The organism is Arthrobacter sp. SDR-2R, assembly GCF_057747955.1.
The window spans coordinates 3358020-3369647 of sequence record NZ_CM173231.1; the positions used below are offsets into that span (position 1 = coordinate 3358020).

The following is an 11628-nucleotide window of genomic DNA, read 5'->3' on the forward strand; positions in this document are numbered from 1 at the left end:
GGTGCTGCTTCCTAGAGACTTCTGACTGCTAAACGTTCGTGGGCCCGGGCACGTGCCCAGCTTTCAGCATCCAGCACTGAATCCACCGTCAGCCCGGAGGAACCTGAGTGTTCGCTGAGCACACTGTCCACGGTATCGACGATGTCGGTAAACCGGATCCGGCCGTCGTGGAACGCCGTCACTGCCTCTTCATTGGCCGCATTGAACACGGCAGGGAAGGTGCTTCCCTGCCGGGCGGCGTCCTTGGCAAGGCCGACGGCGGGGAAGGCCTCGGCGTCCAGCGGCTCGAAGGTCCAGGTAGCGGCCTGGGTCCAGTCGCACGGGCTGGCGGCCTTGGGCACGCGCGCAGGCCAGCCAAGCCCCAGGGCGATGGGCAGCCGCATGTCGGGCGGCGAGGCCTGGGCGATGGTGGAGCCGTCGACGAACTGGACCATTGAGTGGACGATGGACTGGGGGTGGACTACCACGTCGATCCGGTCCAACGGGATATCGAACAACAGGTGGGCCTCGATGACCTCCAGGCCCTTGTTGACCAGCGTGGCGGAGTTGGTGGTGACCATCATGCCCATGTCCCAGGTGGGGTGGGCCAGTGCCTGCTGCGGGGTGACGTCGTGGAGCTCGTCCCGGCTCCTGCCCCGGAACGGTCCGCCGGAGGCGGTGAGGATGAGCTTGTCCACTTCGTCGGCGGTGCCTGAACGCAGGCATTGGGCAATCGCGGAATGTTCCGAGTCCACCGGCACGATCTGGCCGTCCCTTGCCGCGGCCTTGACCAGGCTGCCGCCCACGATCAGCGACTCCTTGTTGGCAAGGGCCAGGGTGGCTCCGGACTTAAGGGCCGCCAGGGTGGGTGCCAGGCCGATGGAACCGGTGATTCCGTTGAGCACCACGTCAGCCTCGACGGCGGCGATCCGGGCGGAGGCGTCGGGGCCGGCCACGATCTCCGGGCGGTATTCCGGTCGGCCTGCCGCTGCGGCGGCGTCGCGGATCAGGCCTTCCAGCCGTCCGGGGTTTCCGGAGGCGATCCCCACGGCCGCGGCCCCGGTGTGGACAGCCTGCCGGGCCAGGAGTTCCAGGTTGCCGCCCCCGGCACTGAGTGCCACCACCTCGAACAGGTGCGGGGCGCCGTCGACGACGTCAATCGCCTGGGTGCCGATGGAACCGGTGGATCCTAGGAGGACGACTCTGCGTGGCTGCATTGCTTAAGTATCCCGCACCCTTCCCGGCCTGCCTGCGCCCCTGGCCTGCAGACGGGCCTTAATCGCCTTGACCCGCGGACGGCCGGGCGTAACGTGGATTGCGTGGACTGGCTCACGTGGTTTGATGCGCCGGAGTACGAATTTGCCCGGCAGGTGCTGCAGCGGGGTGTCGCCGCATTGTATTTCGTTGCCTTCCTCTCCACGCTGAACCAGTTTCCCGCCCTGCTCGGCGAGCGCGGGCTCCTCCCGGTGCCGGAGTTCCTGGCGGCATTCACCCGCCTGCGCCGGCCAACGCTGTTCCGCTGGCGGTACTCGGACAGGCTGCTTCGCGGTGTCTGTGCCGGCGGCCTGGTGGTGTCGGCGCTGCTCGTGGCGGGGATACCGCAGGGCGGGCCGCCGTGGGTCCCGATGATCGCCTTCCTGGCCCTGTGGCTGCTGTACATGTCGATCGTGAACGTGGGCCAGACGTTCTATGGGTTCGGCTGGGAAATGCTGCTCCTGGAAGCGGGCTTCACCGTGGCGTTCCTGGGCTCCAACCAGACGGAGCCGCCCCGGACCATCCTGATCCTGATTGTGTGGCTGGTGTTCCGGCTGGAGTTCGGGGCGGGAATGATCAAGATCCGCGGTGGCCGGGAATGGCGGGACCTGACGGCCCTGTACTACCACCACGAGACCCAGCCCATGCCCGGGCCATTGAGCCGGCAGGCCCATCTCCTGCCCAAGCCGCTGCACCGTATCGAAGTGGTGGGCAACCACATCGCCCAGCTGGTGGTGCCGTTCCTGCTGTTCGCCCCGCAGCCGGTGGCCGGCGTGGCGGCGGGGGTCGTCGTCGTGACCCAGCTGTGGCTGGTGGCCAGCGGCAACTTCGCCTGGCTGAACTGGATGGCAATCGTGCTGGCGTTTGCAGCCGTCAGCGATCCCGTGGCGCACGCCGTCATACCGGCAATCCCGGCAGACTGGGACGCCGCCACGGGAGGCCAGCAGGAGACCCCGCTGTGGTGGCTGGCCATCACCCTGGCAGCATCCGCCCTGCTGCTGGCCCTGAGCTACTGGCCGCTGCGGAACCTCTTCTCCCGCCGGCAGCTGATGAATGCCAGCTTCAACCGGTGGCAGCTGGTCAACGCCTACGGCGCGTTCGGCACCGTGACCAGGCAGCGCATCGAGATTGTGGTGGAAGGCACGCTGGACGACGATCCCGACGACAACCCGGAATGGCGCGAGTACGGTTTCAAGGGCAAGCCCGGGGATGTCCGCCGGATTCCGCGGCAGTGGGCCCCGTACCACCTGCGGCTGGACTGGCTGATGTGGTTCCTGCCGCTGCGCAGCGTGCACGAGGAATGGTTCTACGCGTTCCTGGCCAAGCTGCTGGCGGCGGACCGGCAGATGCTGCGGCTGCTGCGGCATGACCCGTTCGACGGCGCCGCGCCGCACTGGGTGCGCGTGCGCAGTTACCATTACCGCTTCGCCACGCGGAAGGAGTTCCGGGAGACGGGGAACCGGTGGGTGCGGACGCTGCTCTACGAGCCCATCCCGCCAACGTCCCTGCGCCGGTCCCCGGGACGCCAACGCTAGCCGAACGTCCCGCTATGCCTCCACGGCGGCCCGGCGCACGATCTCCTGGGCGTGCTTGAGGATGGGCCCGTCGATCATTTTCCCCTGGTACTGGAACACTCCCGATCCGGCCGATGCTGCCGCATCCAGGAGGGCAACCGCGGCGGCCACCTCGTCTTCCGAAGGTGCGTAGGCCTTGCGGACCACGGCGGCCTGGCTGGGGTGGATGCAGGCCTTCGAACTGAAGCCCGAGGCCACGGCGTCGGCAGCCTCGGCTGCCAGTCCGTCAAGGTCGGGGATGTTGGTGTAGACCGCATCCACCGCTTCCTTGCCGTAGGCGCGGGCTGCCAGCAGGACGGCGGAGCGGGCGTGCAGCGCAACCGCCCGGTAAGCGCCGTCGTCCTTCCGGCTGGACGTTCCACCCAGGGTGGCCAGCAGGTCCTCGGCGCCCCACATCAGGCCCACCACGTTAGGGGCGGCGGCGATGGCAGGCGCATTGAGCACGCCAAGCGCCGTTTCGCACAGGGCAATCACCTGGTAGCCCTCCAGCGCTTTGAGCTGTTCGGCGGATTCGGCCTTGGCCAGCATCACCGTGCGGTAGGGGGTGTGGGCCAGGCAGTGCAGGTCCTTTTCGAAGTCCTCAGTCCCCACGGGATTCACCCTGACAATGGTGCAGCTGGGTTCGAGCTCAGGTTCCACACCGGTGGTTCCCAGCTGGGCCAGGATGGCGCCTCGGGCGCGCTGCTTGTCAGCCGGCGCCACCGCGTCTTCAAGGTCCAGGATCACGGCGTCTGCCCGGGCGGCGGCTTTCTGGTAGCGCTCCGGCCTGTCGGCGGGGCAGAAAAGCAGTGCGGGGCCCATTACGAAAGTCATACCGGCATTGTCCCCTGTCCGGCGTCCTGCGTCTTGGCGTGGGCGTCGCGCGTCCACATGAGGCAGCTGCGGGTGGCCCGGGCCACGACTGTTCCGTCCTGGTTGCGCCCGGTGTGCTCCATGGTCACGATGCCCTGGCCGGGCCGTGAGGAGGAAAGCCGCTTTCCGGTGACGGCTGTCTCCGTGTAGAGCGTGTCTCCGTGGTAGAGCGGGTGCGGGAAGGAGACGTCGGTCAGGCCCAGCTGGGCGATGATGGTTCCCTGCGTGAGCTGGGTGACGGACTGGCCCACCATGGTGGCCAGGGTGAACATCGAGTTCATGAGCCGCTGGCCGAAGGGCTGCCCGGCGCTCCAGGCAGCGTCCAGGTGCAGGGCCTGGGTGTTCATGGTCAGCGTGGTGAAGAGGACGTTGTCGGCTTCGGTCACGGTGCGTCCGGGCCGGTGGGCGTACAGCACGCCCTCCTCCAGCTCGTCGAAGTACAGCCCGCGCTGCTCGATGACCCGCCGGCCGCCGTCGTCCTTTTGCCTGGAAACCGGACCGTTGCCATCCGTCATACGGTCAGTTCCTGGTCTTCCTCGAACAGGTCGGCGCCGGTGGCGGCCACCACGTCCTCGAGCGATACGTTGGGGGCCAGTTCGCGCAGCACCAGGCGTGAAGGGCCGCCGTCCTTCACGATGTCAATGACGGCGAGGTCCGTGATGATCCGGTCCACACAGCCCTTGCCGGTGAGGGGCAGGGTGCATTGTTTGACGATTTTCGGATTCCCGTTCCGGTCCACATGCTCCATCATCACGATCACCCTCTTGGCCCCGAACACCAGGTCCATGGCACCGCCCATGCCCTTGACCATCTTGCCGGGGATCATCCAGTTGGCGAGGTCGCCGTTCTCCGCCACTTCCATGGCGCCGAGGACGGCGAGGTCCACGTGGCCGCCGCGGATCATGCCAAAGGATGTCGCGGAGTCGAAGAACGCCGCTCCCCTGTTGACCGTCACGGTTTCCTTGCCGGCGTTGATCAGGTCCGGATCCACCGCGTCGTCCGCAGGGTAGGGGCCGACGCCGAGGATGCCGTTCTCCGAGTGCAGCACCACCTCCACCCCGGCGGGAATGTAGTTCGGGATCAGGGTGGGCATCCCGATGCCCAGGTTCACGTACTGGCCGTTGCGAAGCTCCCTGGCCACCCGCGCGGCGAGTTCGTTGCGCCTCCAGCCCTTCGTTTCGGCGGGGGACGTGGAGTCGCCGGGCCCTGCATGCTGCTGGGAACCGGCCCGCCGGTATTCCGCGCGGACGGCTTCGGGGCGCGGCGCTTCAGGGCTGTTCGGATCCATGGTCATGCTCCTGCCTGCTGGTGGCTGCCTGGTGTTCTTCCTCCTGGGCCCGGCGCCGTCAGGGCAACGGTCCGCTTTTCGATCCGCTTCTCCCCGTCCCGGGCCAGGACCACGCGCTGGACGAAGATGCCAGGAGTGTGGATGTGTTCGGGGTCCAGTTCGCCGGGCTCCACGAGTTCCTCCACCTCGGCGATGGTGATCCGGCCGGCCATGGCGCACAGGGGGTTGAAGTTCATGGCGGTGGCATGGAACACCAGGTTGCCGTGGCGGTCGCCCTTCCAGGCGTGCACCAGCCCGAAGTCCGGTGTGAGGGACTCTTCCAGGACGTAGTCCACGCCGCCGAATGACCGCACTTCCTTGGGCGCGGAGGCAACCGCGATGCCGCCGTTGGCGTCGTACTTCTGCGGCAGGCCGCCGTCGGACACCTGCGTGCCCACCCCCGCCTTGGTGTAGAAGGCCGGAATGCCCGCACCACCGGCCCGCAGCTTTTCAGCAAGCGTGCCCTGGGGTGTGAGCACTACCTCGAGCTCACCGGCCAGGTATTGGCGCGCAAATTCCTTGTTCTCGCCCACATAGGAGCTGATGGTGCGGCGGATACGCCCGTCCCGGAGCAGGATGCCCAGGCCCCAGTCGTCCACCCCACAGTTGTTGCTGACGGTCTCCAGACCGGAGGTGCCCGCCCGGTGCAGGGCGTCGATCAGGGCAACCGGAATTCCGCAAAGGCCGAACCCGCCCACCGCCAGCGAGGCGCCGTCCGGGATATCCGCAACCGCCGCGTCGGCGCTGGCAACAACCTTGTCAATCATCAGTGATCCTCTCAGGCCGGCTACGGTCCCAGGTCCTACAGACCCAGTTCGCGGGCGATCAGCATCAACTGGACCTCCGTGGTGCCCTCCCCGACTTCAAGGATCTTGGAATCGCGGTAGTGGCGCGCCACGGTGAACTCGTTGATGAAGCCATAGCCGCCGAATACCTGGGTGGCATCCCGCGCGTTGTCCATGGCCGCCTCGCCTGCGACCATCTTAGCGATGGCCGCCTGGGTCTTGAACGGCTTGCCGGCAAGCATCCGGAAGGCCGCGTCGTAGTACGCCAGGCGGGCGGTGTGGGCCCGGGCTTCCATGCGGGCGATCTTGAACGAAATGGCCTGGTACTTGCCGATGTTCTGCCCGAAGGCGCTGCGTTCCCTCGCGTATTTGACCGAGAGGTCCACACAACCCTGGGCTGCGCCGGTGGCCAGCGCCGCAATGGCGATCCGGCCCTCGTCCAGGATGGACAGGAAGTTGGCGTAGCCGCGGCCTTCCACGCCCAGCAGGTTCGCTTCCGGGACGCGGACATCCTTCAGCGTCAGGGGGTGCGTGTCCGATGCGTTCCAGCCCACCTTGTTGTACGGCTTTTCCGCCTTGAAGCCGGGAGTGTCGGTGGGCACCAGGATGGTGGAGATGTCTTTTTTGACGGTCCCGTCCCCGCGTTCCTGCTGCCCGGTTACGGCAGTGACAGTGACCAGCCGGGTGATGTCCGTTCCGGAGTTGGTGATGAACTCCTTGGTGCCGTTGATGACCCAGTTGCCGTCTTCGCGCCGGGCATGGGTCTTGGTCCCGCCCGCGTCCGACCCGGCCTCGGGCTCGGTAAGTCCAAAGCCTGCGAGCGCCTGGCCGGACGCCAGCATGGGCAGCCACTGCTGTTTCTGCGCGTCCGTGCCGAAGCGGTAGACGGGCATGGCCCCGAGGGACACCCCGGCCTCCAGCGTGATGGCGACGGACTGGTCCACCCGGCCGAGCTGTTCCAGGGCGAGGGCCAGTGCGAAGTAGTCCCCGCCCATGCCGCCGTATTCCTCGGGGAACGGCAGCCCGAACAGGCCCATCTCGGCCATCTGCTTCACCACTTCGTACGGGAAGCTGTGCTCTTCGTCGTGCTTGGCGGAGACCGGGGCCACCACGTTGTCCGCGAAATCGCGCACGGTGTCGCTGAGGTCCCGGTATTCCTCGGTCAGTTCAAAACCGGTCATGGTCAGGCTCCTTCGCCTTGGATTGCAGCTGCGTCTGTTGCTGTTTCTGTGCTGTCTGTTTTTACGCCGGTGGCAGCGGGATGGATGGTGGCCAGCACCTGGTCGGCCTTCACCAGGTCACCGGTACGGGTGGCCAGGTGGACCGTCCCGGCCAGCGGGGCCACCAGGTGGTGCTCCATCTTCATGGCCTCCACGGAAACCAGGACTTCCCCGGCCTGGACGGCGTCCCCGTCGGCCACCGGGACGGCCACGACCGTCCCGGGCATCGGCGAGCGCACCTCCGGGTCGGCTGCCCCTTCCTGCCGCTGGATGGCGGCCAGCACGCGTTCCAGCCGCGCCTCCCGGGTCAGTACGTCCAGGCGGCAGGACCAGCCGTCGTTGCCGAGGTAGAGCTGTGTGGGGCCGTCGGGCACCGCGTTATCCCACGGTTGGACGGCAGCCCCTGTGGAGTCCGCAGCCAGCCGGTAGCCGTGGTGCTGGCCATCGAGGTCAAGTTCGAGGCCTTGCCGGCTGGACCACTGCAGGGCGGCCGGATGCTGCGGACCGCCGCTGACGGCGACCACGGCTCCGGCTCCCCCATTGGGACTGCCGCCGACCTGCACGGTGGCCACGCCGCCGTCGGGCGTTCCCAGGCTGATCCGGCGTGGTGCCGCTGCGCCGAGCCGCCAGCCGTTCCTGCCCTGCCACGGCCCGCGCCCGGGGCCGGGGCCGGGGGTGTTCTGTGCTTCCAGCGACAGGACGAACAGCGCGGCGGCCACCAGTTCGGGGTTCCCGATGCGCCGGAATTCCAGTCCGGGCAGCTTCCGTTCGATCAGCCCGGTGTCCAGGTGCCCTGCCTTGACGTCGGAGTCGTTGACCAGGAGCCGCAGGTACTCGACGTTGGTCTCGATGCCCAGTGCCGTGTAGCCGGCCAGGGCACCATCCAGGGCGGCCAGGGCGGCGGCACGGTCCACGGCCCAGGCGATCACCTTGGACACCATGGGGTCGTAGTGCGCCGACAGTTCCAGGCCTTCCACCAGCGAGGAGTCCACACGTACCCGCCCCTGGGTGCCGGCGGGCAGTTCGTCGAGCATCAGCACGGTCCCGGTGGACGGGAGGAAGTTCTTTTCGGGCACCTCAGCGTAGACCCTTGCCTCCACGGCGTGGCCGGAAAGCTCCACGTCCGCCTGGCGGACGGTCAGCTCCCCGCCCGCTGCGATCCGCACCTGCCATTCCACCAAGTCGATGCCCGTGACCATTTCGGTGACGGGGTGTTCCACCTGCAGCCTGGTGTTCATCTCCATGAAGAAGAACTCGTCCGGCGCGTCATCGGAGACCAGGAACTCCACGGTCCCGGCGCCCACGTAGTTCACGCTGCGGGCCGCGTTGCAGGCGGCCTCGCCAATCCGGTCGCGCACTTCGGGGCCGTTGGGCAGGCCCTCGAGCAGGGGCGACGGCGCTTCCTCGATGACTTTCTGGTGCCGCCGCTGGAGGGAGCATTCGCGCTCGCCGAGGTGGATGACGTTGCCGTGGCTGTCCGCCAGCACCTGCACCTCGATGTGCCTCGGGGTGGTCACCAGGCGCTCCAGGAACAGGGTGTCGTCGCCGAATGCGGCGGCGGCGACGCGCCGGGCCGTGGCCAGGGCGGCGGGCAGGTCCGCCTGGTTTTCGACGGCGTGCATCCCCTTGCCGCCGCCGCCCGCGGACGGCTTGATGAGGAGCGGAAAGCCGACGGCGGCAGCAGCCTCCATCAGTTCGCTGTCCGTCATGCCGGGCTTGGCAATGCCGGGGACGACGGGCACGCCGTACCCCGCCACGTGGTTCTTGGCGCGGATCTTGTCACCCATGACGTTCAGCGCTTCAACGCCCGGGCCAATGAACGTGATGCCGGCCTTTTCCAGGGCCCTGGCGAAGTCCACGTTCTCGCTCAGGAAGCCGTAGCCGGGGTGTACCGCTTCCGCCCCGGACTGCCGGCACGCGTCCACGATGGCGTCCGCGTTCAGGTAGCTTTCGGTTGCAACGGCGGGGCCGATCCGCACGGAGGCATCGGCTTCGCGCACGTGCCGGGCGCCGGCGTCGGCATCGCTGTAGACGGCGACCGAACGGATGCCCAGCTGCCGCAGCGTCCGAATGACGCGGCAGGCGATTTCGCCGCGGTTGGCCACCAGCACGGTGCCGAAGAGGGGCTTGCCGTCGGCCGTTGCGGTGGGGACTTCCCCGGTAGTGGCTGTGTTGGTTTGCATGGTCATTGCTGGCTCACATCCGGAAGAGGCCGAAGGAGGTCTCCGGCAGGGGGGTGCGGGAGACGACGTCGAGCGCCAGGCCCAGGACGGTTCGGGTATCGGCGGGATCGATGACGGCGTCGTCCCACAACCGTGCAGTGGAGTAGTAGGGGCTGCCCTGGTCCTCGTACTGCTGCCGGATGGGCGCTTTGAACGCTTCCTCGTCATCGGCCGGCCAGTCCTCCCCCGCCGCTTCATACTGGTCCCGCTTAACGGTGGCCAGCACGCTGGCGGCCTGGTTGCCGCCCATCACCGAGATCCGGGCAGCAGGCCACATCCACAGGAACCTCGGCGAGTAGGCACGGCCGCACATGGAGTAGTTGCCGGCACCAAAGGAGCCGCCGATCACCACGGTCAGCTTGGGGACCCGCGCGGTGGCAACGGCCGTCACCATCTTGGCGCCGTTCTTGGCGATGCCGCCCTGCTCGGCGTCCCTGCCCACCATGAAGCCGGAGATGTTCTGCAGGAACAGCAGGGGGATACCGCGCTGGTCGCACAGTTCAATGAAGTGCGCGCCCTTGAGCGACGACTCGCTGAACAGGACGCCGTTGTTGGCCACGATTCCCACCGGGTGCCCGTGGATCCGGGCGAAACCTGTGACCAGGGTGGTGCCGTAGTCCTTCTTGAACTCATGGAACCTGCTGCCATCCACCAGCCGGGCAATCACCTCGTGGACGTCGTAGGGCGCATTGACGTCCGTGGGCACCGCACCATAGAGCCCGTCCGGGTCCACGGCGGGTTCGACGGCGGCCTCCACCTGCCAGGCGGGCGCGGCGGGAGGCGGCAGGGTGGAGACGATGTCCCTGACGATCTGCAGGGCGTGCTCGTCATTTTCGGCCAGGTGGTCCGTCACGCCTGAGACCCGGGAGTGCACCTCGCCCCCACCGAGTTCCTCGGCCGTCACGATTTCCCCGATGGCCGCCTTCACCAGCGGCGGTCCGCCCAGGAAGATGGTGCCCTGGTTCCGGACGATGACGGTTTCGTCGCTCATGGCGGGGACATAGGCGCCGCCGGCCGTGCAGGACCCCATCACGGCGGCGATCTGTGGAATTTTGGCGGCTGAGAGGCGCGCCTGGTTGTAGAAGATCCGGCCAAAGTGGTCCCTGTCCGGGAAGACCTCGTCCTGCTTGGGCAGGAAGGCCCCGCCCGAATCCACCAGGTAGATGCAGGGCAGGCCGTTCTCCAGCGCGACCTCCTGGGCGCGGAGGTGCTTCTTCACGGTCATGGGGTAGTACGTGCCGCCCTTGACGGTGGCGTCGTTGGAGATGACCAGGACCTGCCGGCCGTGCACCAGGCCGATGCCGGCGATGACTCCGGCACCGGGTGCGTCATCGCCGTACATGCCGTTGGCGGCCAGCGGTGCGATCTCCAGGAACGGGCTGCCCTCGTCCAGCAACTGGTCGATGCGGTCCCGCGGCAGGAGCTTGCCGCGGGCCACGTGCCGCTCGCGCGACTTCCGGGGCCCGCCCAACGCTGCATCCGCCAGCCTCTTCCGCAGTTCGCCGGCGAGCGACAACTGCGCTTCCCGGTTGGCGCGGAAGGACTCGCTTGCGGGGTCAAGCCGGGTGGCCAGGGTCTCCATCGACGGTCCGTCCTAAGGGTGGGCCAAGCCGGCCCAAGCCAACTCGGTTAGTGACTAATAACTGAAATTCAGGTTAGTCTCGATTAACTGTGATGTCCAACACACTGCTGCTTTGCTAGAATCTGCGGGGTCCAAGGAGGAAAAGTGCGCAGCAATACAGTGCAGCCGGCCCCTGCCACCCAGCCCGTTCCCACAACCCAGTCCGCTCCCACAACCCAGCGCGGCAAGGCCAAGGAGAACCGGCGGCAGGCTTTGCTGTCCGCCGCGGCCTCGTTGTTCGCGCTGAATGGCTTCAACCGCGTTTCGCTGGAGGACCTCGGCGCGGCGGCAGGCGTCAGCGGCCCTGCGGTCTACCGCCACTTTCCCGGCAAGCAGGCCGTCCTGGCCGACCTCCTGGTCACCGTGAGCCAGGAATTGCTGGACGGCGGGCGGCGGGTGGCGCAGAGCACGCCCAATCCCCTGGCTGCCCTGCGGCAACTGGTGGAATTCCAGGTGGATTTCGCGCTCGGAAAACCGGACGTAATCCGGGTGCAGGACCGTGACTTCAGCAACTTGTCGGAGCAGGACCAGTCCGCGGTGCGTACCCTGCAGCGCAGCTACGTGGAGGTCTGGGTGGACATCCTGGGCAAGGTGCACCCCGGCATCGGTGCGGCTGAACTGCGCATGCGGGCCCACGCGACATTCGGCCTGATCAACTCCACGCCGCACTCCGTCCGGCGCCACGGCACCGGATTGACGGCCGGGGTTGCCCGCCCCCTGCTTGAACGGATGGCACTGGCAGCCCTGATGGTGGACAGCGCACCTACAGCCGAACGGGGCGCCTAGTCCCCCGG

The 11628-nt window shown here is 67.7% G+C and carries 10 protein-coding genes; 2 read left to right on the top strand and 8 right to left on the bottom strand.

The window, feature by feature from the left end; all coding sequences use genetic code 11:
• Positions 1 to 11: 11 nt before the first annotated feature.
• Positions 12 to 1196 (bottom strand): 1-deoxy-D-xylulose-5-phosphate reductoisomerase, encoded by a 1185-nt coding sequence (dxr, locus tag AC3ANU_RS15515; RefSeq protein ID WP_488314826.1) that lies wholly within the window; start codon positions 1194 to 1196, stop codon positions 12 to 14.
• Positions 1197 to 1298: 102 nt separating this feature from the next.
• Here dxr and AC3ANU_RS15520 point away from each other — a divergent pair, with 102 nt between their 5' ends.
• Positions 1299 to 2768 (top strand): lipase maturation factor family protein, encoded by a 1470-nt coding sequence (locus AC3ANU_RS15520; protein ID WP_488314827.1) that lies wholly within the window; start codon positions 1299 to 1301, stop codon positions 2766 to 2768.
• 12 nt (positions 2769 to 2780) lie between these two features.
• Here AC3ANU_RS15520 and AC3ANU_RS15525 read toward each other — a convergent pair whose 3' ends face one another.
• The 7 genes from AC3ANU_RS15525 to AC3ANU_RS15555 are packed head-to-tail and all read right to left on the bottom strand — an operon-like array spanning position 2781 to position 10795.
• Positions 2781 to 3620: an HpcH/HpaI aldolase/citrate lyase family protein gene (locus AC3ANU_RS15525; protein ID WP_478222075.1), complete on the bottom strand. Its 840-nt coding sequence runs from the start codon at positions 3618 to 3620 to the stop codon at positions 2781 to 2783.
• Complete coding sequence (locus AC3ANU_RS15530) at positions 3617 to 4174, bottom strand: MaoC family dehydratase (protein WP_018771676.1); 558 nt, start codon at positions 4172 to 4174, stop codon at positions 3617 to 3619. Before AC3ANU_RS15530 ends, AC3ANU_RS15525 begins: the two co-directional genes overlap by 4 nt.
• Positions 4171 to 4953, bottom strand: a complete 783-nt coding sequence (locus tag AC3ANU_RS15535) for a CoA transferase subunit B (protein WP_488314828.1) — start codon at positions 4951 to 4953, stop codon at positions 4171 to 4173. The genes AC3ANU_RS15530 and AC3ANU_RS15535 overlap by 4 nt, the downstream gene beginning before the upstream one ends.
• Complete coding sequence (locus AC3ANU_RS15540) at positions 4950 to 5753, bottom strand: CoA transferase subunit A (RefSeq protein ID WP_018771674.1); 804 nt, start codon at positions 5751 to 5753, stop codon at positions 4950 to 4952. Before AC3ANU_RS15540 ends, AC3ANU_RS15535 begins: the two co-directional genes overlap by 4 nt.
• 35 nt (positions 5754 to 5788) lie before the next feature.
• The gene (locus AC3ANU_RS15545) at positions 5789 to 6952 is read right to left on the bottom strand and encodes an acyl-CoA dehydrogenase family protein (protein ID WP_018771673.1); all 1164 of its coding nucleotides are present in this window, start codon (positions 6950 to 6952) and stop codon (positions 5789 to 5791) included.
• Between the two features lie 2 nt (positions 6953 to 6954).
• Positions 6955 to 9180, bottom strand: a complete 2226-nt coding sequence (locus AC3ANU_RS15550) for an acetyl/propionyl/methylcrotonyl-CoA carboxylase subunit alpha (RefSeq protein ID WP_478222078.1) — start codon at positions 9178 to 9180, stop codon at positions 6955 to 6957.
• Between the two features lie 7 nt (positions 9181 to 9187).
• Entirely contained in the window at positions 9188 to 10795 is a 1608-nt protein-coding gene (locus tag AC3ANU_RS15555) for a carboxyl transferase domain-containing protein (protein ID WP_056389937.1), read from the bottom strand.
• A gap of 144 nt (positions 10796 to 10939) precedes the next feature.
• On the opposite strand from AC3ANU_RS15555, the gene AC3ANU_RS15560 reads away from it, so the two are divergent.
• Positions 10940 to 11620 carry an SACE_7040 family transcriptional regulator gene (locus AC3ANU_RS15560; RefSeq protein ID WP_478222079.1) on the top strand — a complete coding sequence of 227 codons (681 nt, stop codon included), beginning with the start codon at positions 10940 to 10942 and terminating at the stop codon, positions 11618 to 11620.
• Positions 11621 to 11628: the final 8 nt, after the last annotated feature.